Consider the following 23,055-nt stretch of genomic DNA (forward strand, 5'->3'; position numbering starts at 1 on the left):
GTGTGGCGCATTGGTGCGTTCGGTTGGTTGGAGAATGGGCAGCGGAATCAGTTCGGACGCTCAGATGGCAAACGAATGATCCGTCGGCTTCACCGGGGCGGGCAGTTGAGTCTCGCCTTCGAGATACCGATCGACGGCTGCCGCAGCAGCGCGTCCTTCGGCGATCGCCCATACGATGAGCGACTGACCTCGGCCTGCATCTCCGGCAACGAATACACCCTCGTGGCTGGTCTGGTAATCACTATCACGGACGACATTACTCCGGTCGTCGAGCGGCAGATGCAGATCATGGGTCAGTTCGGCGCTGTCCGGACCGGTGAAGCCCAGTGCCAGCAACACCAGATCAGCGGGAATCTCCCGTTCGGTTCCGGCTTTGGGCACCCGTCGGCCATCGAGATATTCGGTTTCGGCGACCCGGATGGCACGCACCTCACCGGCGTCGTTGGCCAGGAACTCGATGGTGGACGCGAGGTATTCCCGGGTGCCGCCCTCTTCGTGGGCACTGGATACCTCGAACAGGGTCGGCGACATCGGCCAGGGCTGGTGTTCCGGGCGGCTGTCACCGGGCTGCTTGCCGATGGCCAGGTTGGTCACCGAGGCGGCCAGCTGACGGTTCGCGGTGCCGATGCAGTCCGCACCGGTGTCACCGCCGCCGAGCACGACGACATGCTTGCCTTCGGCGAGGATCTGGTTGTCGACGGTGTCGCCGGCGCCAACCTTGTTTTGCTGCACGAGGTATTCCATCGCGAAATGCACCCCGGGCAAGTCGCGCCCCGGAATCGGCAGGTCGCGGGGCACCATGGCGCCGGTCGCGATGACGACAGCGTCGTACCTGGCCCGCAGATCGGTCCAGGTGATGTCCACCCCGATGTTGACGCCGGCGCGGAAGCGGGTGCCCTCTGCGGTCATCTGGGACAGACGCAGGTCGAGGTGCTTCTTCTCCATTTTGAAGTCCGGGATGCCGTAGCGCAGCAGGCCGCCGATGCGGTCGTCGCGTTCGAACACGGCCACGGTGTGCCCGGCCCTGGTCAGCTGCTGGGCGGCGGCGAGTCCGGCCGGTCCGGAGCCGACGACGGCGATGGTCTTGCCGGTGAGTCGGCCGGGCGGCTGGGGGGTGACCCAGCCCTCGGCGAAGGCCTGGTCGATGATCGAGACCTCGACCTGCTTGATGGTCACCGCCGGCTGGTTGATGCCGAGGACGCAGGCGGACTCGCACGGTGCCGGGCAGAGCCGGCCGGTGAACTCGGGGAAGTTGTTCGTCGCGTGCAGACGCTCGATGGCCTGTCGGCCCTCGTCACGCCAGGTGAGGTCGTTCCACTCCGGGATCAGGTTGCCCAGCGGGCAGCCCTGGTGGCAGAACGGAACACCGCAGTCCATGCAGCGGCCGGCCTGGCGCTTGAGCACGGCGGAGTCGCCGGCCTCGTAGACCTCTTTCCAGTCCATCAGACGGATGGAGACCGGACGACGGGCGGGAAGTTCCCGGTCCGTGGTCTTCAGGAATCCCTTCGGGTCAGCCATTGGTTACCTCCAAGATGCGGTTCCAGACCACGTCGCCGTCGGGGTCGAGCCCCTCGGCCACGGCGCTCTGCCTCGTCGCCAGGACGGCTGCGTAGTCACGCGGCAGCACCTTGACGAAGTTCTTCATTGTCGTGTCGCGGTCGGCGAGGAGCCGCGCGGCCAGAACAGAATCGGTCTGTTCCAGGTGCTGTTCCAGCAGGTCCCCGACGATTTCGATGTCGGCGCTGCCGAGCGGCAGCAGGGTGAGTTCGCCGGAGTCCAGCGAGTCACGGTTGACGAGCTCCGAGCGCAGCCGGTAGATGTATGCGGTTCCGCCGGACATGCCCGCGCCGAGGTTACGGCCGGTCTCGCCGAGAATCACGGCGAGTCCACCGGTCATGTACTCGAGGGCGTGGTCGCCCACCCCCTCGACGACGGCGGTCGCACCGGAGTTGCGCACCAGGAATCGTTCACCGACGATGCCGCGGATGAAAATGCTGCCCAGGGTCGCGCCGTAGCCGATCACGTTTCCGGCGATCACGTTCTCCTCGGCAGCGAAGACGCTGCCGCGGTCGGGGCGCACGATGATCTGCCCGCCGGAGAGGCCCTTGCCGACGTAGTCGTTGGAATCCCCCTCGAGGCGCAGGGTGATGCCGCTGGGCAGGAAAGCGCCGAGGGACTGCCCCGCCGACCCGGTCAGGGTGACGTCGATGGAGCCGGCCGGCAGGCCGTTCTCGCCGTGCCGCAGGGTCACCTGGTGGCCCAGCATGGTGCCGACGGCGCGTTCGGTGTTCCGGATCGGCAGCGCGATCGTGACCTGGCCGCCGTGCTCGAGCACATTGGCGCTCTGCCTGATCAGCTCGACGTCGAAGTGCTCGTCGAGTTCGTGCTCCTGCTCCCGGCTGGAACGTCGCGGTTCGCCGGCGGAGAAGTCGGGGCCGACCAGGATCGGCGCCAGGTTGAGCCCGGATGCCTTCCAGTGGTTGAGGGCGCCGTTCACGTTCAACAGTTCCTTGCGGCCGGTGGCCTCGTCGAGGCTCCGGAAGCCGAGCTCGGCGAGGTACTCGCGCACCTCCTGCGCGATGAACTCGAAGAAGTTCACCACGTAGTCGGCCTTGCCGCTGAACCGCTTGCGGAGCTCGGGGTTCTGGGTTGCGACGCCGACCGGGCAGGTGTCCAGGTGGCAGACCCGCATCATGATGCAGCCCTCGACGATTAGAGGGGCGGTGGCGAAACCGAACTCCTCAGCTCCGAGCAGGGCGCCGATGACGACGTCACGGCCGGTCTTGAGCTGGCCGTCGACCTGGAGCACGACCCTGTCGCGCATCCCGTTCAGCATCAGGGTCTGCTGGGTCTCGGCCAGGCCGAGTTCCCAGGGGGTGCCGGCGTGCTTGAGCGAGTTGAGCGGGCTCGCGCCGGTGCCGCCGTCGTGTCCTGATACCAGGATCACGTCGGAGAGCGCCTTGGCGACGCCGGCCGCGACGGCACCGATACCGGACTGGCTGACCAGTTTGGTGTGGATGCGCGCGGTCGGGTTGGCCCGCTTGAGGTCGAAGATCAGCTGCTTGAGGTCTTCGATCGAGTAGATGTCGTGGTGGGGGGGTGGCGAGATCAGGCCGACGCCCGCGGTGGCGTGCCGAGTGCGGGCGACCCACGGGTAAACCTTGGTGGGCGGCAACTGGCCGCCCTCCCCCGGCTTGGCACCCTGGGCGAGCTTGATCTGGATGTCGTCGGCGTGGGTGAGGTACATGCTCGTGACGCCGAACCGGCCGGACGCGACCTGCTTGACCGCGCTCCGCCGTGTCGGGTCGAGCAGACGGTCGAGGTCCTCGCCGCCCTCACCGGTGTTGGACTTGCCGCCGAGCCGGTTCATCGCGATGGCGAGGGTCTCGTGAGCCTCCTGCGAGATGGAGCCGTAACTCATCGCGCCGGTGGAGAACTTCTTCACGATCGATGCGACCGACTCGACCTCGTCGATCGGGATGGGCTTTCGCTGCCCGATGTTGAAGGCGAACATGCCACGCAGCGTCATCAGGCTCTCCGACTGGTCGTCGACGAGCTTGGTGTACTCCTTGAAGATGTCGTAGCGGCGGGTGCGGGTGGAGTGCTGCAACCTGAAGATGGTCTCGGGGTTGAACAGGTGCGGGGAACCGTCGCGACGCCACTGGTATTCGCCGCCGGTGGCGAGACGCTCGTGCACGGTGACGGCGGCATCCGGCGGGTAGGCGCCGGTGTGGCGTTCGAGGTTCTCGGCCGCGATCACGTCGATCCCGACGCCGCCGAGCTTGCTCGTGGTGCCGGTGAAGTACTGGTCGATGAAGACCTGGCTCAGGCCGACGGCCTCGAAGGTCTGCGCGCCGGCGTAGGACGACACCGTGGAGATGCCCATCTTGGACATGATCTTGAGTACGCCCTTGCCGAGCGCCTTGATCACGTTCTTCACGGCCTTCTCGGGCGTGACGGTGGTGATGAAGCCGCTGCGCACGAGGTCCTCGCAGGTCTCCATGGCCAGGTACGGGTTGACGGCGCTGGCGCCGTACCCGATGAGGAGCGCCACGTGGTGCACCTCGCGCACGTCACCGGCTTCCACGACGATGCCGACCTTGAGCCGGTTCTCGGTGCGGATGAGGTGGTGGTGCACGGCCGCGATCATCAGCAGCGACGGGATGGGCGCGAGGTCCTTGGTGCTGTCCCGGTCGGACAGCACGATGAAGAGAGCGCCGTCCTCGATGGCCGCGTCGACCTCGTGGCACATTTCCTCGATCCGGTTGGAGAGTGCGCTGGGACCCTCGTCGAATCTGTAGAGGCCACGGATCGTGGTGGTGGTGCGGCTGCCGGGGGACGTGTCGATGTGCTGGATCTTGGCCAGCTCGTCGTTGTCGATGACCGGGAAGTCGAGCACCACCTGGCGAGCGTGCTCCGGGCCCGCCGCGAGCAGGTTGAGCTCGGGGCCGAGGCCCAGCTTGAGGCTGGTGACGACCTCTTCCCGGATTGAGTCCAGCGGCGGGTTCGTCACCTGCGCGAACTGCTGGGTGAAGTAGTCGAAGAGCAGCCGGGGGCGCTCGCTGAGCACCGCGATGGGCGTGTCGCTGCCCATCGCACCGAGGGGCTCCGCGCCGTTGCGGGCCATCGGGGCCAGCAGAATGCGTACCTCTTCTTCGGTGTAGCCGAAGGTGCGCTGGCGACGGACCACGGATGCCGGCGGGTGCACGATGTGCTCCCGTTCCGGCAGGTCCTTGAGGTTGATCCGGCCGGCGTCGAGCCAGGAGCCCCAGGGCTCGCTGGCGGCGAGGTCGCCCTTGATCTCCTCATCTTCGATGATGCGGCCGGCCTCGGTGTCGACGAGGAACATCTTGCCGGGCTGCAGGCGCCCCTTGCGGACCACCCGGGCGGGGTCGACGTCGATGACGCCGATCTCGCTGGCGAGCACGACGAGTCCGTCGTCGGTGATCACGTAGCGGCCGGGCCGCAGACCGTTGCGGTCCAGGGTGGCGCCGACGAGGGTGCCGTCGGTGAAGACGATGGCGGCGGGGCCGTCCCACGGTTCCATCAACATGGAGTGGTACTCGTAGAACGCTCGGCGGTCACGGTCCAGGTCGGGCTGGTTCTCCCAGGCCTCCGGCACCATCATCATCACGGCGTGCGGCAGCGACCGGCCGGACAGGCTCAGCAGTTCGACGACCTCATCGAAGGACGCCGAGTCGCTGGCGCCGGGGGTGACGATCGGGAACAACGGGTTCAGGTCGCCGAGCAACTCCGATTCGAGCTGCGACTGGCGGGCGCGCATCCAGTTGCGGTTGCCCTGCACCGTGTTGATCTCGCCGTTGTGCGCGATCATCCGGAACGGCTGCGCGAGAGGCCAGGACGGGAAGGTGTTGGTGGAGTACCGCGAGTGCACCAGCGCCAGCTTCGAGGTGAAGCGCTCGTCGGACAGGTCGGGGTAGAACGGCTCCAGCTGAAGGGTCGTGACCATGCCCTTGTACACGATGGTGCGACAGGACAACGACGCGAAGTAGGTCTCCACCTCGCGTTCGGAGCGTTTCCGCAACCGGACGGCCTGGCGGTCCAGGTTGATGCCGGCCAGGGGCAGGCCGTCCTCGGTGGTGCGGCTGCTGGAGACGTACAGCTGCTGGATGGCGGGCATCGCGGCCCGCGCCAGGTTGCCGACCTCGTCGGGGCGAACCGGGACCTCGCGCCAGCCGAGAACGTGGAGGTTCTCCTCCTTGGCGATGGCCTCGATGGCGCTCTTGACCGCGCTGCGGGCGGTCGGTTCTGTGGGCAGGAAGACGTTGCCGACGGCGTACCGTCCGGCGTCGGGCAGGTCGAACGTGGACACCGCACGGAAGAACTCATCCGGGATCTGGGTGACGATACCGGCGCCGTCGCCCGTTCCGGCGTCGGAACCGACCGCACCGCGATGTTCGAGGTTGCGCAGTGCGTCGAGCGCTCGCGTGATGATGTCGTGTCCGGCCGTTCCCCGCAGGGTGGCGACCATGGCGAGACCGCAGGCATCACGTTCGTCGTGCGGGTTGTAGAGCCCCTGGGCTGAGGGAACACTACTGAACCTGGAGAAGAGGGGTTGCTGCGTCATTAGACCGTCCTCACAAAATGACTGGCAGGTGGGGACGACGTTGGCCCGCGGGAAGAAGAGAAGCCACTCCGCCCGAAATGGAGGGCGAAAACCGTGGACCGGGTGGGATGACCGCGGTTAGGGGCGGGAGTCGGTTGTGCTTGTGGCGTCGACGTCGCGTGATTCAACGGGTTCATCAGCCTCATTGCCGTGATCCTCGAAAACGGAATCGGTTTCACCAGATTGTACCTCAGGGTCGACCGGCTTCCACTCGCGCCCGGGCAGGTACGGGCTCAGTTCGATTCCGGTGTGCCGTCTGCTCTGCACAATGATGATGATCAGGCCGACCAGGATGGCGAACAGGGCGGCCCACACGTTGGTGCGGAGGCCGAAGAAGATCTCGCTCGGGTCGACGCGGATCGATTCGAACACGCTGCGTCCCGCGCCGTACCAGATCAGGTAGACACCGAACGCGGTGCCCCAGCGCAGCCGGAACTTGCGTTCGAGGATGAGGATCACGGCGACACCGACCAGATTCCAGACGATCTCGTACAGGAAGGTGGGGTGGAAGAGGGTGCCGACGGGCAGGCCGACGGGGTACGCGGGGTTGTCGGTGGAGATCTCCAGGCCCCACGGGAGCGTGGTGGGCAGGCCGAACAGCTCGTGGTTGAACCAGTTGCCGAGTCGCCCCATGGCCTGGGCGAGGAGCATTCCCGGGGCCAGGGCGTCGGCGAACGACCAGAACCGGATGCCGGCGCGTCGGGTGCCGATGTACGCGCCGACGGCGCCGCCGAGCAGGGCGCCGAAGATGGCGATGCCGCCCTTCCACACCGCGAAGACGTCCCAGAGGTTCGCTCCGTCGTAGAAGTAGTCGTTGGGGTGGGTGAGCACGTGGAAGATCCGGGCTCCGACGATGCCCAGCGGCACAGCCCAGAGGATGATATCCAGCACCACGCCCGGCTCGCCGCCGCGCTTCGTCAGCCGCCGCGAGGTCATCGCGGTGGCCAGGAAGATACCGATCAGGATGCAGATCGCATACGCGTGGATGCGGAACGGCCCCAGGTCGAAGAAGCTCCACTCAGGGCTCGGAATGCTCAAGGGCAACGACACCACAACAACCTTTCATCGTGACACTCTGGTCACTGGGAGCCGGTCGATCGACCGCCTCGGACAATTTACCCTAAACGGGATGGCATAAACGCAGGGACCTGACGGCGAGAACGGCCGACGGGGTCAGGAAACAGGGTTGGACGGCAAGGCTAGACGGCGGCGCGGATGTCGCGGGCGCCGGCGGCCAGTTCCGCCGCGAGGGTTGCGACGGCGTCGATTCCCCCGACGGACAGTGCCTTCACCAGCGCGGACCCGACGATGGCGCCGTCGGCGTACTCCAGTACCTCGCGCACCTGGGCGGGGGTGGAGATTCCCAGGCCGACACAGGCGTTGACGGAGCCGGCTTCCCGCAGGCGGGTGACGAGTACCCGGGCCGCCGAGTCCACATCGGACCGGGCTCCGGTGATACCCATGGTGGAGACCGCGTAGACGAATCCGCGGCTTCGGGTGACGGCCTGCAGCAGTCGCTCGTCCGAGGACGACGGGGCGGCCAGGAAGACCCTGTCGAGGCCGGCGCGCTCACTGGCATCCAGCCAGGTCTGAGCATCGTCGGGAATCAGGTCCGGCGTGATCAGCCCGGCTCCCCCGGCGGCGGCCAGATCGTCGGCGAACCTGTCGACGCCGTACTGCAGCACGGGGTTCCAGTAGGTCATCATCAGCACCGGGGTGTCGACCTGGCCCGTGATCGCAGCGACGGCCTCGAAGCCGTGCCGCAGACGGAAACCGTTGGCCAGGGCCTGCTGGGTGGCCGCCTGGATGACCGGGCCGTCCATGACGGGGTCGGAATACGGCAGACCGAGTTCGAGGATATCGACCCCGCTGGTGGCGATCGCGACGGCGGCGTCGATGCTCTCGGTCAAGGTGGGGAAGCCGACCGGCAGGTAGCCGATCAGGGCGCCGCCCCCGGCGGCCCGACGCGCGGCGATTGTGGTCTCGACGGTGCTTGTGTAACCGGTGCTTGCGTTCGTCACAGTTGCTGCGCTCCAGCGTCGAGAAGGTCGAAGTAGCGGCCGGCGGTTTCCATGTCCTTGTCGCCGCGACCCGAAAGGTTGACCAGGATGATCGAATCCGGCCCGAGCTGTTTGCCCAGCTCCAGGGTCCCTGCCAGGGCGTGCGCCGATTCGATGGCGGGAATGATGCCCTCGGTGCGGCTGAGCAGGCGCAGTGAGTCCATAGCTTCGGCGTCGGTGACGGGCAGGTAGCTGGCCCGGCCGAGGCTGGCCAACCAGGCGTGCTCGGGACCGACGCCCGGGTAGTCGAGTCCAGCGGAGATCGAGTGGGACTCGACGGTCTGACCGTCTTCGTCCTGCAGCATCATGCTGCGCGCGCCGTGCAACACGCCGGGGCGGCCTTTGGTGAGTGTCGCGGCGTGCCGCAGGCCCTCGATGCCTTCGCCGCCGGCCTCGTAGCCGTACAGTGCCACCTCAGGGTCGTCGAGGAACGCGTGGAAGATGCCCATGGCGTTGGAACCGCCCCCGACGCAGGCGGTGACGGCGTCGGGCAGCCGCCCGGTGAGGTCGAGCACCTGCTGCCTGGCCTCTTCACCGATGATCTTCTGGAAGTCCCGCACCATGGCGGGGAACGGGTGCGGGCCGGCAACGGTGCCGAAGACGTAGTTGGTGGTCTCCACGTTGGTGACCCAGTCACGCATCGCGTCGTTGATGGCATCCTTGAGGGTGCGGGAGCCTGTCTTCACCGAGACGACCTCGGCGCCGAGCAGACGCATCCGGGCGACGTTGAGCGCCTGGCGCTCCGTGTCGACCTCACCCATGTAGACCACGCAGTCCAACCCGAAGAGGGCGGCGGCGGTCGCCGTGGCGACGCCGTGCTGACCGGCGCCGGTCTCGGCGATCACCCGCTTCTTGCCGATGCGCTTGGTGAGCAGCACCTGGCCGAGAACGTTGTTGATCTTGTGGGAGCCGGTGTGGTTGAGGTCTTCGCGCTTGAGGATGATGCGGGCACCGCCGCCGTGTGCGGCGAATCGGGGCACCTCGGTGATCAGCGACGGCCGGCCGGTGTAGCTGCGGTGCAGCTCGGACAACTCGGCGGCGAAGGCCGGGTCGGCCTTGGCGAGGGCGTACTCGGCCGAGAGCTCATCGAGGGCGGCCACCAGGGACTCCGGAACGAACCTGCCGCCGAAATCGCCGAAGTAGGGGCCGGACTGGGCGCGGAGGGAAGGATTTGCGCTGGACATCTATACCGCCAGGAATTCGTTGAGGGTGAGAATGGGATCGCTGGTGACGAGGGCTTCACCGACCAGAACGACGTCGGCGCCCGCGGCGCGGTAGTGCGCCACGTCGGCGGCGGTCTTGACCGCGGACTCCGCCACGCGGACGACGCCGGCGGGGATGCGGTCGGCCAGGCTCGCGAAGAGGTTCTGGTCGAGTTCGAAGGTGCTGAGGTTTCTGGCGTTCACGCCGACGAGGTTGGCGCCGACATCCAACGCCCGCTCGACCTCGTCCGCGCTGTGCGTCTCGACCAGCGGGGTCATGCCCAGTTCGAGTACCAGGCTGTGCAGGGCGCCCAGGGTGGTCTGGTCCAGGGCTGCGACGATGAGCAGCACGAGGTCAGCTCCCGCCGCGCGCGCTTCGAGAACCTGGTACGCGGTGCCGATGAAGTCCTTGCGCAGCACGGGAATCGACACGGACGCCTTGACCTGTTCCAGGTCGGCCAACGAGCCGAGGAACCGGCGACCCTCGGTGAGCACGCTGATGGCGCTGGCGCCACCGAACTCATAGGACACGGCCAGTGCGGCCGGGTCGGTGATCTCGGCCAGGGGGCCGCGGGACGGGCTGGCGCGCTTGACCTCGGCGATGATCTTCACCCGGTCGGACGGTGCGAGAGCGTGTAACGCGTCGAGGGCCGGGGCCTGGGCGAGCGCCTCGGCCTCTACGGTCGCCAGAGGGCGGTCCAGCCTGCGGGTCTCGGCGTCGGCGAGCGAACCGGTGAGAAGTTCTGCGAGGAGGTCGGAGGGCACTGTGTCAGTGGCTTCCGTCGACCGACGCCGCGCCGTAGCCCGCCTTGGCCATGATCCAGCCGGCGACGAGGCCGAGGAGTAGGAGGACGGCCGATGCCCAGACGAGCCAGACGACCTCGAAGAAGAACGCGACGGTGCCGATGGCGAACGCGATCAGCATGATGGTGACTGCGGTCCAGGCCGCCGTCGAATGGCCGTGGCCGGGGTCTGCCGACTCGAAGCTCATGGTTCTCCTAAAGGTCAGTGGGCGTGCGGGACAATTCTAGCTTGCCGGGTTAGTCAGGTCAGACGGTGGGGTCGTCGCCCCTGGTGAGGCCGTCCCAGTCGTCGACGGCGTCACGGGGGCGCCCCTGGCCGGTCGTGGCATCCGTCGCCGGTTCCAGGCGGGTGCTCTCGTAGCGCGTGGTCGGGCCGGGCCAACGCCGGGCGGTGGCGCACACGACGAGGCCGACGATGAGCATCAGGATGCCGGCGGCGAGGGCCAGGAACGGCCAGAAGGTCAGCTCGGCGCTGCTCACCGCCGAGCGGGTGGAGTCGACGCCGGCGAGGCCCGTGGCGGTGGTGACAGCGGCGGCGCTTGCGCCGATCGGGTCGGCCAGGGCCAGCGCGGCGGAGAGGATGACGCTGACTCCGAGGAGCGCTTCGAGCAGGCCCAGGATGGTGCGGATGACCACGCCGGCGATGGTGAGCGCCCCGGCCAGGGCGAGCCCGGCCAGGGCAAGGGCCGTCAGGCCCGGCGCCGCGATGTTGCCGGTGACGTCGAGGACCTGCTGAGCGGTGCCGTCCGCGGCGAGCCGCACGGTCACCCAGACCTGGGTCCAGGCCAGCAGGGCGAGCCCGCTCGCGGCTATCACGGCCAGGATCAGGGTCGGCTTGATGCGGCGCGGTGTGATCATTCAGTACACCCGGGTCATCGCGTTGGCCACGGCGACGGCGCGGAGCGGGGCCGCGGCCTTGTTCTGGGACTCCTGGAACTCCGACGCCGGATCGGAGTCGGCGACGAGCCCACCACCGGCCTGCACGTACGCGACACCGTTCATGATCGTCGCGGTGCGGATGGCGATGGCCAGGTCGGCGTCGCCGGCGAAACCGAAGTAGCCCACCACCCCGCCGTACACGCCGCGCTGGGCCGGTTCGAGGGAGTCGATGATCTCCAGCGCCCGTGGCTTCGGCGCACCGGAGAGGGTGCCGGCCGGGAAGGTGGCCCTGAAGACGTCGATCGCGGTCATCTCCGGCAGCAGGTCCCCCTCGACCGAGGAGACCAGGTGCATGATGTGGCTGAACCGTTCGATGCGCATGAACTCCGTCACCTCCACCGATCCGGCGCGGCAGACCTTGAGCAGGTCGTTGCGCGCCAGATCGACGAGCATGAGGTGCTCGGCGCGCTCCTTGGGGTCGCCGGCGAGCTCGGTTTCGAAGTCGGCGTCGGCCTCCGGTGTCGCGCCGCGGGGCTTGGACCCGGCGATGGGATGGGTGAAGACCCGGGTGTTCGCGACCTTCACCAGCGCCTCGGGTGAGGACCCGACGATCGAATACGGTTGGCCGCTGGTGGACTCGAGGCTGAGCAGGTACATGTACGGGCTGGGGTTGAGGCTGCGGAGCACCCTGTAGACGTCGATCGGGTCGGCGGTGCATTCCTGATCGAAGCGCTGCGAGATGACGACCTGGAACACGTCGCCGTCGACGATGTGCTGTTTGGACGTGCCGACAGCGGCGAGGAAATCTGCTCGCTCGGTGCGGTGCTGCGGGGCCGCCGGGGTGGACAGGTCGACCTCGGACACGAAGACCTCGGCCGGTTGGGTGAGCCGGGTCTGCAGGGCGTCCAGGCGCGCCTGGGCGGCCGGCCACAGGGTGTCCGTGGGGTCGGTGCCGTCGTTGAGCACGTTGGCGATGAGCTGCACGGTTCCGTACTTGTGGTCGATCACGACGAGGTCGGCCACGAAGCTGAACGCCTGGCCGGGCACGTCGTAGTCCGCGGGCGGACGGTTGGGCAGTCGCTCGATCTGGCGGATGGCCTCCCAGCCGATGAAGCCGACCAGGCCGCCGGTCAGCGGCGGGTGCTCGGGCAGCCGTGGGGTCTGCCAGCGCTCGTAGAGGTAGGCGAGCGCGTTGAGCGGCGCCAGGTCGGTGGCGCCACCGAAGGCCCGCTCGGCGGAGACACCGTAGTCGAGCCAGGCGGTGTCGTCGCCGGACTGGGTGAGCACGCCGAAGGAGGACACCCCGACGAACGAGAACCGCGACCAGATGCCGCCCTGTTCGGCGGATTCGAGCAGGAAACTGCCCGCGGTGCCGTTGGCGAGTTTGCGGTAGATGCCCACCGGCGTCTCGCCGTCGGCGAAGAGCTCCCGGATCACCGGGATCACCCGGTGCTCGCCGAGCAGGCCGGTGAAGGTCTCCAGCGTGGTCGAGCCGGCACTCATCGCTGAGCCTCGGGGAGGATCCCGGTCACGTCGATGCCACGGCCGTCGAAGCAGGTGTGCGTGCCGGTGTGGCAGGCCGCGCCGATCTGCTCGACCTGCACGACGAGGGTGTCGGCGTCGCAGTCCAGGGCCGCTGACCGCACGAACTGGGCGTGGCCGGAGGTGTCGCCCTTGCGCCAGTACTCCTGCCGGCTGCGGGACCAGAAGGTGACGCGGCCCTCGGTGAGGGTGCGTCGGAGGGCCTCACGGTCCATCCAGCCCAGCATCAGCACCTCGGCGCTGTCCCACTGCTGGATGACGGCGGGCAGCAGCCCGGTGGCGTCGAAGCGGGCGGAGTCCAGAGCGGCGTCGACGTTCATCGGCGCACCACCATTCCGGCGTCGGCAAGCTCACGCTTGACGTCGCCAATCGTCAGGTCTCCGCTGTGGAAGACGGAGGCGGCCAGCACGGCGTCGGCTCCCGCCGTGATCGCCGGCGGGAAGTGCTCGAGAAGGCCCGCTCCCCCGGACGCGATCACCGGGACGGTGCTGAGCTCGCGCATGATCGTGATCAGTTCGAGGTCGAAGCCGGCCTTGGTGCCGTCGGCGTCGATGCTGTTCACCAGCAGTTCGCCGGCTCCCAGTTCGATCGCCTGGCGGGCCCAGGCGAGGGCGTCCAGGTCGGTTTCGGTGCGGCCGCCGTGGGTGGTGACCACAAAACCGGAGGGCATGCGCTGGCTGCGTTTGACGTCGAGGGAGAGCACCAGCACCTGGGCGCCGTACCTGTCGGCAATCTCGGAGATCAGCGCCGGCCGCAGGATGGCGGCGCTGTTCACGCCCACCTTGTCGGCGCCGCTGGCCTGCAGCCTGGACACGTCGTCGACGCTGCGGATGCCGCCGCCCACGGTGAGCGGGATGAAGACCTGCTCGGCGGTGGCCCGCACCACGTCGTAGGTCGTCGAGCGGTCGTCGACGGTGGCTGTCACGTCGAGGAAGGTGAGTTCGTCCGCGCCCTGCTCGTAGTACCGCTTGGCGAGTTCGACGGGGTCACCGGCATCGCGCAGGTTCTGGAAGTTGACACCCTTGACGACGCGGCCGTTGGCCACGTCGAGGCACGGGATCACTCGAACGGCGAGGCCCATGGTTACAACCGGGCGTTGTGGATCGAGGTGACGAGGATGGCGCGGGCGCCGAGCTCGTAGAGCCGGTCCATCACGCTGTTGGTGTCCAGCCGCGGGATCATCACCCGTACGGCCACCCAGTTCGGGTCGCGCAGTGACGAGATCGTGGGCGACTCGATTCCGGACGCGGCCTGGCAGGCGGCGTCGAGGTTGTCCACGTGCACGTCGTAGTCCACGAGGACGTACTGGCGGGCCACGAGCACGCCCTGCAGGCGACGCAGCAGGGTGTTGATGCCCGCGTGCTCGTTCTCGGAGGTGATGAGCACCGCGGTCGACTCGAGGATGACCGGGCCGAAGATCTGAAGGCCGGCTTTCCGCAGGGTGGAGCCGGTGGAGACGACGTCGGCGACGGCATCCGCCACGCCGAGCTGGACGGCGGATTCGACGGCGCCGTCGAGGGTGACCAGGTCGACGGTGACGCCGTGACCGGCCAGGAAGGTGCCGACCAGGCCGGGGTAACTCGTCGCTACCCTGAGGCCCTCGAGGTCGGTGAGCTCGCTGAAGCGGCCGGCGGGCCCGGCGAAGCGGAAGGTGGAATCACCGAAGTCGAGGCTGGCGATTTCGCCGGCGGTCGAACGGGAGTCCAGCAGCAGGTCACGGCCGGTGATGCCGACGTCCAGCGCGCCGCTGCCGACGTAGGTGGCGATGTCCCGGGGACGCAGGTAGAAGAACTCCACGTCGTTGTGCGGGTCGGCCACGACCAGGTCGCGCGGGTCGCGGCGGCCGTTGTAGCCGGCCTCCGACAGCATCTGGGCGGCGGTCTCGGCGAGCGAGCCCTTGTTGGGCACAGCGATTCTCAACATGTCAATCTTTCCAAAGGTGGGTCTTGCCAAAGGCGGGTGGGTTTCGCGAGGTGACGACATCACAGATGTCGGTAGACGTCCTCGGGGGAAAGCCCCTTCGCCACCATCAGGACCTGCAGGTGGTAGATCAGCTGCGATATCTCTTCAGCGGTTTCGGTGTCGCTCTGGTACTCGGCGGCCATCCAGACTTCTGCGGCCTCTTCGACGATCTTCTTGCCGATGGCATGCACCCCGGCGTCGAGTTCACGGACGGTACCGGACCCAATCGGGCGGTCAAGAGCCTTCTGGCTCAGCTCAGCGAACAGGTCGTCGAATGTTTTCACCTCTACAGGTTACCGGTCCGGCACCCTAGTGCGCGTGCGCGTGCAGCTCGGCGGCCGAGCGGAGCCGGGCGATCTGCCCGGCCGGGTCGCCGTTGAAGACGCTGGATCCGGCCACGAAGGTGTTGGCGCCGGCCGCGGCGGCCTGTGCGATGGTGTCCTCGGTGATGCCACCGTCGACCTGCAGCCAGACGTCGAGGCCCCGCTGCCGCACGGCGTCGGCCAGGAGGCTGACCTTGGGCATCGTCGAGGCCATGAAGCTCTGCCCGCCGAAGCCCGGCTCGACCGTCATGACCAGGACCTGGTCGAACTCGTCGAGCAGGTCGAGGTAGGGCTCGACCGGGGTGCCGGGCTTGAGGGCGATGCCGGCCCTGGCGCCGATCGCGCGCAGGCGCCGGGCCAGGGCGACGGCATCCGTGGCCGCTTCGGCGTGGAAGGTCACCGAGTAGGCGCCGGCCTCGGCGTATGCGGGCGCCCAGCGGTCGGGGTCGTCGATCATCAGGTGGATGTCCAACGGGATCGGGGACACCTGCAGGAGGCGTTCCACGACGGGCAGGCCGAGGGTGAGGTTCGGCACGAAGTGGTTGTCCATGACGTCGACGTGGGCGAGGTCGGCGGTGCTGATGCGGCCGAATTCCCTTTCCAGGTTGGCGAAGTCTGCAGCGAGAATGCTCGGGTTGATCCGGGTAACCATGGTTTCACCCTACCGAATCGTCGCCGGCGGGCCGCTCAATGCCGCTGCGCAGTCCGGCTGCTCAGTCCGGCTGCCGCTGCAGCAGGGTGATGAACATCGCGTCGGTGCCGTGCCGGTGCGGCCAGAGCTGCACGCTGCCGGGGTCGCCGGCCAGGTCCAGCGGCTGCACGGCCAGGCCCTGCAACACCGCGGCCGTGTCCATCGGCGCGATCTTGTCGCCCCAGGCCTTGCGGGCGGTCGCCACGATCCCCCGGGTCTCGGCGATGTGCGGCGAGCAGGTGACGTAGGCCAGGATGCCGCCGGGCTTGAGGGCGCCGAGCGCCGCGTGGATCAGGGCGGACTGCAGGTCGGAGAGCTCCGCGACGTCCTTGGGCTGCTTCCGCCAGCGGGCCTCGGGGCGCCGGCGCAGGGCGCCGAGCCCGGTGCAGGGGGCGTCGAGCAGGATCCGGTCGAAGACCTGCGGCTGGTCCTCGCCGACCCAGGTGCCGTCCATCTCCCACACGGGCACGTCGGCGGGAACAGCGGCCAGCGCCGCCCGCACCAACTGTGCCCTGGCCGGGACGACCTCGTTGGCGACGAGGCTGGCGCCGCCGTTCAGGGCCTCCGCGGCGAGCAGGGCAGCCTTGCCGCCGGGTCCGGCGCACAGGTCGAGCCAGCGCTCGCCCTCCACAACCGGGCGGGCGCGGCTGAGGGCGAGGGCGGCGAGCTGGGAGCCCTCGTCCTGCACCCGCAGGCGACCGTTGCTGTCCTTCATCAGGTGGTGCGGGTCTCCCCCGGCGAGCACGAAGCCCGTGGGCGAGAAGGCGTTGGGGTCACCCAGCTCGGCGGTGTCCCCGGCGAGGCCGGGTAGCGCCACCATGTTGACCCGCGGTGCGGCGTTGTCGGCGGCGAGGAGCTCTTCGAGTTCTGCTTCGCGACCCTCTTGGCGCAGGGACTGCCGGAACGCCCGCACCACCCAGACCGGGTGCGAATACAGGGCCGCGAGGGTGTCGTCCGGCGACGTGGTGTCGGCGAGGATGCGTTCGCGCCACTCGTCGGCGCTGACCCGGGCGATCGCGCGCAGCACACCGTTGGTGAAGCCCGTCGCGGAGCGTGAGCCCACCTGGCGGGCGAGTTCGACGGATTCGTTGACGGCGGCGTGGGTGGCGACGCGGGTGGCCAGCAGTTGGTGCGCGCCGAGCCTGAGCACGTCGAGGATGGCCGGGTCGATGGCCGTGACGGGCCGGCCGGCGGCCTCGGCGATGACCCTGTCGTAGAAGCCCTGCATGCGCAGGGTGCCGTAGGTGAGCTCGGTGGCCAGCGCGGCGTCCGCCGTGTTGAGCGCCGCCCGCTGGATGCGGGTGGGCAGCAACAGGTTCGCGTACGCGTCGGATTCGCGGACGGCCGCGATCACCTCGTAGGCGACCCGGCGGGCGGGCTGCACGACGTAACTTGGACGTGCAGCGCTCGTGCGGGCAGCGTTCGTGTGGGCGGCGTTCGTGTGGGCGGCGTTCGGGCGGGAGTCGCCCCGGTGGTCGCTCATGAGGCGATCACCTCGGATGCTGCCACTCCGCGCCACCAGTCAAGTGCTTTCATTGGGGTTTTTCCTGCCGGTTGTACGGTGATGAGTTCGAGCGGCTCCGTGCCGGTGCCGATCAGAACGCGTTTGTCGTGGAGGGTGATGTGTCCGGGGCTGAGGCCGGGTTGGCCGTGTGCCGGGGCCACGTCGTGGAGTTTGAGTCTGGCGCCGTCGATCTCGGTGAATGCGCCGGGTTCGGGGGTGACGCCGCGGATGATGGCGTGGACCGTCTCACCGGGCAGCGTCCAGTCCACCCGCGCGTCGGCGAGGCTGAGCTTGGGGGCGAGGGTGACCTCGCCGCTCTGTTCGACGGCCCGGATGCTGTCGGCTGCGAGGTCGTCGACGACGCGTCGGAGCAGTTCGGCACCGCTGTGGCTGAGGCTCTCCAGCAGGGTGCCCGCGGTGGCGTGCCGGCCGATGGGGACCCTGAGCTCGGCGAAGACGGCTCCGGCGTCGAGGTCGGCGACGAGCTGGAACACGGCGGCGCCGGTCTCGGCGTCTCCGGCCATGATCGCGCGTTGCACGGGCGCCGCACCGCGCCAGCGGGGCAACAGGGAGAAGTGCAGGTTGATCCAGCCCAGGCGGGGCGCGGAGAGCAGGGGCTCGCGCACCAGGCCGCCGTAGGCCACGATGACGCCGAGGTCGGCGTTCAGGGCGGTGATGGCCGCGGTCGCGTCGGCGTCGAGCCGGTTGGCCTTGATGACGGTCAGGCCGAGGCTTTCAGCGGCAGCGGCCACCGGTGACGGTGTGAGCACGCGTTTGCGACCGAGGGCGGCATCCGGGCGGGTCACCACGGCGGCGATCTCATGGTCAGAGGAGGCCAGGAGGGTCAGGCTGGGCACGGCAACCTGTGGGGTCCCGGCGAAGACGAGTTTCATTTACAGCAGCTCCGGGTCGTCGAATCGTACTTTGAGTGTAGGTGCAGGGCGGAACGCGGCGCCCTTGGGCTTGCGTCGGCCGGCCGCGTTGCGCACGATGGCGGCTTTGAGGGTGCGGGCGACCTCGTCGCCGAGCGGGTAGCCGAACCGCACGATGGCGCGCACGAGCGCGGGCCCGCCGGTCTTCTGGGCGGGGCCGGCGGGGTCGTGGCTGACCGGGCCGAGCACGTCGAGACCGGGCAGCTCGGCCAGCGACTCGATGGCCGTGTCGACCTCCGCGGTGGTTCCGGTGACGGAGGCCACCCGCACCGCCGGCGGGAAGCGTAGCTGGCGGCGGTCGGCGAGTTCGGCGGCGGCGTAGGGACCTGGCTGCCAGGTGTTCAGGGCGTGGGCGAGGGCCCCGCCCACTCCGGCGAGCATCACTGAGGCGCCGGGAGCGGCCAGCGCTGCGGCGTTGGCCCACCAGCGCAGGCAGTCCTCCCCCACCCGCAGCGACTCGCGGGCGAGCATCCGTTCGCCGTCGAGTAGCAGGATGGCGCTGTAGCCGTTGCGGGGTATCGGCTCGGCGCCGCGGGTGGCGATCACCAGGGCGGGCTCGGGCCCGATGGTCTGCACGGTGTGCTCGCCGTCGGCGACGATAACCCGGGAGCCCGGGAAGGCCCGGCCGAGCTCCTCGGCGGTGCGGCCGGTGCCGACGGTGACCACGCGCAGGGTGGTGGCCTCGCAGTGCGAGCAGTGCCAGCCGGCGGCGAGGTGGCCGCACCAGCGGCAGGCGGGTGTCGCGTTGGCATTGGCGAGGGCCAGCGGTCCCTGGCACTGAGTGCATCGGGCGGCTTTTCCGCAGGAGCGGCAGGCCAGCATCGGTGCGTAGCCGGGACTGGCGACCTGCACCAGCACGGGTCCGTTCCGCACGGCCTCCTTCGCGGCGAGCCACGCCGCTGACGGGATGCGGGCGGCCCTGGCCTGTGCGTCGGGTTCGGACTGGAAGGTGGTGGGGATCACCCTGGGGTGGCTGTCACGGGTGGGGTGCACGGCGCGCAACCAACCGATCTCGACCAGTCGTTCGGTCTCCACGCTGCGCGAGTGGCCGATGAAGACCAGCGCGCAGTCGGCGGCCTCCCGGCGGATCAGGGCGGCGTCGCGGGCGTGCACGTAGGGACTGAGCTGTTCGCCGTAGAGCGGGTCGCCGTCGTCCCACAGCACGATCAGCCCGAGGTCGTGCGCGGGGGCATACACCGCGGACCGGTTGCCGAGGATGATCCGCGGCCGGCCCTCGAGGAGGGTGAGGAAACCGCGGTAGCGGTCCGGATTGCTCTGCCTGGCGTCGACGCGGACGACGTCGTCCGCGGGCGCCAGCGTCGTCAGGGCGGCCTGAAGCTGGTCCTGGTCGCGGTAGTCCGGCACCACCAGGATGCTGCTCTTGCCCTGGCGCAGCGCCGATACGGCGAGTTCGGCCATGGTGATCGCCCAGGTACCCACGGTGCTGCCGCCGTCGTCCGGGCCGGGCAGACGCACCAGGCTGGGCACCGCGGCGACGCAGACGCGCAGCCGGTCGGCCACGATGGTGCCGAGTGTTTCCGGCGGGTATTCGGCGAAACCGGGTTCGGCCAGCGGGTCGGCCGGATTCGTGGCCGGCGCATCGGGTGTGGCGTCCCGTGCGGCGAGCCAGGCCTTTTCCACCCGCACGGCGCGGGGCGGCACGGCCAGGCGCACGATGTCGCTCGCGTTGCCGGCCGCCCGGTCGGCCAGGCGCCGGGCGAGCTGCCAGACGGGCTCGGTGAGCACGGGTACGGCGGACACTATCGAGTCGACCGGGCTGAGCTTGCCGCTGTAGCCGGTGTCGGCGCCGCCGATGCCGTCCAGGGTCGCCCCCTCGGTCGGAGCGACCGTCGCCGCGGCCTGCTTAGGGTCGATCAGCTCGATCAGGTAGCCGTCGGCCACTCGGTTCGCCGAGCGCAACGGAACCCGCACCCGCACCCCGGGCTGGGCGAGGTGCGCCAGCTCGTCGGGAATGGCGTAATCAAAGAGATGGTCCAGCTGCGGCAGGGGCGAGTCGATCAGCACCCTCGCGATGAGGCCGGTGCGGGTCATCTGCGGCCTCCAGGCTTCAGAGTCCGGCTGCGCTTCTCAGGTCATCAACCCTGTCGAGTCGTTCCCAGGTGAAGTCGGGCAGTTCGCGGCCGAAGTGGCCGTAGGTCGCGGTCTGGGCGTAGATCGGCCGCAGCAGGTCCAGGTCGTGGATGATCGCGGCGGGTCGCAGGTCGAAGACCTCGCGGATGGCGGCGGTGATGTCCTTGTCCGGCAGGGCGCCGGTGCCGAAGGTTTCCACGTAGAGGCCCACCGGGGAGGCGGTGCCGATGGCGTATGCCACCTGGATCTCGAGTCGCTCGGCCAGTCCGGCGGCGACGGCGTTCTTGGCGACCCAGCGCATGGCGTATGCGGCCGAGCGGTCGACCTTGGACGGGTCCTTGCCGCTGAACGCACCGCCACCGTGCCGGCTGGATCCGCCGTAGGTGTCGATGATGATCTTGCGTCCCGTGAGTCCGGCGTCGCCCTGGGGGCCGCCGATCTCGAACCGGCCGGTGGGGTTCACCAGGGTGCGCAGATTGCTCGCGTCGAGGTCGACGCGCTCGAGCACGGGCTTGATGACGAGTTCGGCGATCTCGGCGCGCAGCTGCTCGGTGCGCACTGACGGGGAGTGCTGGGTGGAGAGCACGACGGTTTCGACGGTGCGGGGAACGATACCGTCGTAGCCGATGGTGACCTGGGTCTTGCCGTCGGGCCGGAGGTAACTCAGTTCTCCGGACTTGCGGACCTCGGCGAGGCGTTCGGCCATGCGGTGCGCGATCCAGATCGGGATCGGCATCAGCTCGGGGGTCTCGCGGGTGGCATAACCGAACATGATGCCCTGGTCGCCGGCGCCCTGGCGGTCGTAGTCGTCCAGGCTGTCCTGCTCCCGGCTTTCGTAGGCGTCGTCGACACCCTGGGCGATGTCGGGAGACTGCCCGCCGATGGAGATCTCGACACCGCAGGAGCGGCCGTCGAACCAGACGTCGGAGGAGTCGTAGCCGATGTCGGTGATGCACTTGCGCACGATCGACGGGATCTCGACGTAGCCCGCCGTGGTGACCTCACCGGCCACGTGAACGAGGCCGGTGGTGACGAGAGTCTCCACCGCGACCCGGCTGTGCGGGTCTTCGGTGAGGAGGGCGTCGAGGATGCTGTCGGAGATCTGGTCGCAGATCTTGTCCGGGTGGCCTTCGGTGACCGACTCCGAGGTGAAGAGGCGAAAATCGCTCATCGGGGCTCGTCTCAATTCTTGGATAAATGTGCTGCGGTTGATTGGTGTGCGGGTGCGAGCATGCCTGAACGCTCAGGGCCCGGGTGACGTCGGCCCAGGCGACACCGACTCAAGAGACGGGTGCGTCCGCTCGAATGGCGTCGATGCTGCTGCCCAGGATGCTGTCGAGAATACGGTGGGCCACCGACAATTTCGTTCCGTCGGCCTCCATCACTATATCTCCGGCGCCGTCCAGGACCTCGATTTGATTACGTTCGGTGGCGAACCCCTGCGTCCAACCGACCCTGTTGAGTACCAGGAGGTCGCAGCCCTTGCGGAGGATCTTGGTGCGGCCGAGTTCGCGGCGCGCCGTGTCGTCGGCTTCGGTTTCGGCGGCGAACCCCACGATGACCTGACCGGGGCGCCGGTCCTGCACGAGGCCGACGAGCACGTCGGGGTTGCGCACCAGGTCGAGGGTGACCCGGTCTCCCGCCACATCCTTCTTGATCTTGCCGTCCTGCACCTCCGCGGGCCGGTAGTCCGCGACGGCGGCGGCCATGATGACGATGTCGGCGGCTGCGGCGGCGTCCCGCATCGCCTGCTGCAGTTCCAGGGTGGTGCTGACGCTGTGCACGGAAGCGCCGGTCGGTGCAGCGACCTCTAGGTGCGCGGCGACCAGGGTCACGACGGCTCCCCTGGCCAGGGCCGCTTCGGCCAATGCGACGCCCTGGCGCCCGCTGGACCGGTTGCCGAGGAAGCGTACGGGATCTAGGGGTTCTCGGGTGCCGCCGGCGCTGATCAGCACGTGCCGGCCGGCCAGGTCCGGAACCTGAACACTCGCGGGCGTGTCCGCGCGGTGGGCGGCGAGGGCGGCGAGGGCGGCGTCCACGATGGCGTCGGGTTCTTCCATCCGGCCCTGCCCGGAATCGGAGCCGGTCAACCGGCCGATGCCCGGCCCGACGATGGTGACGCCCCGACGGCGGAGCGTGGCGATGTTGGCCACCGTGGCGGGGTTGTTCCACATCTCGGTGTGCATCGCGGGGGCGATCACGAGCGGGGCGGTGCTGGCGAGGATGGTGTTGCCCAGCAGGTCGTCGGCCAGGCCGAGGGCAATCTTGGCGATGCTGTTGGCGGTGGCAGGGGCGATCACGATGAGGTCGGCGGACTGGCCGATGGCCACGTGACGCACCTCGGCAACGCCCTCGTAGAGGTCGGTGTGCACGGGGTTGCGGGAGATCGCCTCGAGCGTCGGCTTGCCGACGAACCGCAGTGCAGCCTCCGTGGCGACGACGTGGACGTCGTCCCCGAGCAGCACAAAAGCGCGCACGACGTTGACGGCCTTATAGGCAGCGATGCCGCCGGTTACCCCGACGACTATCGTGCGACCAGTCGACATCCTGCGCGCTTACGTGAGAGCTGCGTCGAGTTATTCGACGATGGGCTTCGAGGTGAGCTTGTCCTCGTTGATTTCGCGCAGTGCCACGGAGAGCGGCTTGTCGTCGACGGTGGAGTCGACGAGCGGTCCGACGTTGTCGAACAGGCTGCCTTCGTGAAGGTCTGCGTAGTAGTCGTTGATCTGGCGGGCGCGCTTGGAGGCGAAGATCACCAGGGCGTACTTGGAATCGACCTTGGTGAGCAGGTCGTCGATGGGCGGGTCAATGATGCCAGTGGGCTTGTTGGGCACGCTGTCACACTCCTTCATGCTGTTCAAGCAAAATGTACGGGCTGCGCGGTCATTTCATTGGTTTCCGTGGTCGGAAACCGGACATTGACCACGTTGATGCGCCTG

20 protein-coding genes are annotated in these 23,055 nt (G+C 68.7%); all 20 read right to left on the reverse strand.

Annotated elements, in window-relative coordinates:
• Positions 1-60 precede the first annotated feature (60 nt).
• A complete protein-coding gene (locus E3T19_RS05225; protein WP_088456262.1) occupies positions 61-1,518 on the reverse strand; it encodes a glutamate synthase subunit beta in 1,458 nt (485 codons plus the stop codon).
• Positions 1,511-6,088 (reverse strand): glutamate synthase large subunit, encoded by a 4,578-nt coding sequence (gene gltB, locus E3T19_RS05230; protein ID WP_134408253.1) that lies wholly within the window; start codon positions 6,086-6,088, stop codon positions 1,511-1,513. Before gltB ends, E3T19_RS05225 begins: the two co-directional genes overlap by 8 nt.
• Before the next feature lie 117 nt (positions 6,089-6,205).
• On the reverse strand, positions 6,206-7,180 hold the full coding sequence (gene lgt, locus E3T19_RS05235) for a prolipoprotein diacylglyceryl transferase (RefSeq protein WP_370028109.1): 975 nt from the start codon (positions 7,178-7,180) through the stop codon (positions 6,206-6,208).
• 146 nt (positions 7,181-7,326) lie between these two features.
• Entirely contained in the window at positions 7,327-8,148 is an 822-nt protein-coding gene (gene trpA, locus E3T19_RS05240) for a tryptophan synthase subunit alpha (RefSeq protein ID WP_088456264.1), read from the reverse strand.
• Positions 8,145-9,371, reverse strand: coding sequence for a tryptophan synthase subunit beta (gene trpB / locus E3T19_RS05245; protein WP_134408254.1), 1,227 nt, complete (start codon positions 9,369-9,371; stop codon positions 8,145-8,147). Before trpB ends, trpA begins: the two co-directional genes overlap by 4 nt.
• The gene (gene trpC, locus E3T19_RS05250) at positions 9,372-10,154 is read right to left on the reverse strand and encodes an indole-3-glycerol phosphate synthase TrpC (RefSeq protein WP_088456266.1); all 783 of its coding nucleotides are present in this window, start codon (positions 10,152-10,154) and stop codon (positions 9,372-9,374) included.
• 4 nt (positions 10,155-10,158) lie between these two features.
• Positions 10,159-10,380 carry a DUF6704 family protein gene (locus E3T19_RS05255; RefSeq protein WP_088456267.1) on the reverse strand — a complete coding sequence of 74 codons (222 nt, stop codon included), beginning with the start codon at positions 10,378-10,380 and terminating at the stop codon, positions 10,159-10,161.
• Positions 10,381-10,438: 58 nt separating this feature from the next.
• Complete coding sequence (locus E3T19_RS05260; RefSeq protein WP_088456268.1) at positions 10,439-11,050, reverse strand: Trp biosynthesis-associated membrane protein; 612 nt, start codon at positions 11,048-11,050, stop codon at positions 10,439-10,441.
• Positions 11,051-12,574: an anthranilate synthase component I gene (locus tag E3T19_RS05265; protein WP_103431878.1), complete on the reverse strand. Its 1,524-nt coding sequence runs from the start codon at positions 12,572-12,574 to the stop codon at positions 11,051-11,053.
• Entirely contained in the window at positions 12,571-12,933 is a 363-nt protein-coding gene (gene hisI / locus E3T19_RS05270; protein ID WP_088456270.1) for a phosphoribosyl-AMP cyclohydrolase, read from the reverse strand. The genes E3T19_RS05265 and hisI overlap by 4 nt, the downstream gene beginning before the upstream one ends.
• The gene (gene hisF / locus E3T19_RS05275; RefSeq protein ID WP_088456271.1) at positions 12,930-13,694 is read right to left on the reverse strand and encodes an imidazole glycerol phosphate synthase subunit HisF; all 765 of its coding nucleotides are present in this window, start codon (positions 13,692-13,694) and stop codon (positions 12,930-12,932) included. Before hisF ends, hisI begins: the two co-directional genes overlap by 4 nt.
• Positions 13,695-13,696: 2 nt before the next feature.
• On the reverse strand, positions 13,697-14,536 hold the full coding sequence (gene hisG, locus E3T19_RS05280) for an ATP phosphoribosyltransferase (RefSeq protein WP_088456272.1): 840 nt from the start codon (positions 14,534-14,536) through the stop codon (positions 13,697-13,699).
• A gap of 59 nt (positions 14,537-14,595) precedes the next feature.
• Entirely contained in the window at positions 14,596-14,859 is a 264-nt protein-coding gene (locus E3T19_RS05285; RefSeq protein WP_088456273.1) for a phosphoribosyl-ATP diphosphatase, read from the reverse strand.
• A gap of 25 nt (positions 14,860-14,884) precedes the next feature.
• On the reverse strand, positions 14,885-15,550 hold the full coding sequence (rpe, locus tag E3T19_RS05290) for a ribulose-phosphate 3-epimerase (RefSeq protein WP_088456274.1): 666 nt from the start codon (positions 15,548-15,550) through the stop codon (positions 14,885-14,887).
• A gap of 61 nt (positions 15,551-15,611) precedes the next feature.
• Positions 15,612-17,072: an RsmB/NOP family class I SAM-dependent RNA methyltransferase gene (locus E3T19_RS05295; RefSeq protein WP_134408255.1), complete on the reverse strand. Its 1,461-nt coding sequence runs from the start codon at positions 17,070-17,072 to the stop codon at positions 15,612-15,614.
• Positions 17,069-17,986: a methionyl-tRNA formyltransferase gene (fmt, locus tag E3T19_RS05300; RefSeq protein ID WP_088456276.1), complete on the reverse strand. Its 918-nt coding sequence runs from the start codon at positions 17,984-17,986 to the stop codon at positions 17,069-17,071. Before fmt ends, E3T19_RS05295 begins: the two co-directional genes overlap by 4 nt.
• On the reverse strand, positions 17,987-20,077 hold the full coding sequence (locus E3T19_RS05305; protein ID WP_134408256.1) for a primosomal protein N': 2,091 nt from the start codon (positions 20,075-20,077) through the stop codon (positions 17,987-17,989).
• Between the two features lie 16 nt (positions 20,078-20,093).
• Positions 20,094-21,287 carry a methionine adenosyltransferase gene (gene metK, locus E3T19_RS05310; RefSeq protein ID WP_134408257.1) on the reverse strand — a complete coding sequence of 398 codons (1,194 nt, stop codon included), beginning with the start codon at positions 21,285-21,287 and terminating at the stop codon, positions 20,094-20,096.
• A 109-nt stretch (positions 21,288-21,396) separates the two neighbouring features.
• Positions 21,397-22,662 (reverse strand): bifunctional phosphopantothenoylcysteine decarboxylase/phosphopantothenate--cysteine ligase CoaBC, encoded by a 1,266-nt coding sequence (coaBC, locus tag E3T19_RS05315; RefSeq protein WP_088456279.1) that lies wholly within the window; start codon positions 22,660-22,662, stop codon positions 21,397-21,399.
• Positions 22,663-22,692: 30 nt separating this feature from the next.
• Complete coding sequence (rpoZ, locus tag E3T19_RS05320) at positions 22,693-22,950, reverse strand: DNA-directed RNA polymerase subunit omega (protein ID WP_066595628.1); 258 nt, start codon at positions 22,948-22,950, stop codon at positions 22,693-22,695.
• Positions 22,951-23,055 lie beyond the last annotated feature (105 nt).

Origin of the sequence: Cryobacterium sp. TMT4-31 (genome assembly GCF_004403385.1) — a bacterium.
Lineage (GTDB): Bacteria > Actinomycetota > Actinomycetes > Actinomycetales > Microbacteriaceae > Cryobacterium > Cryobacterium zongtaii.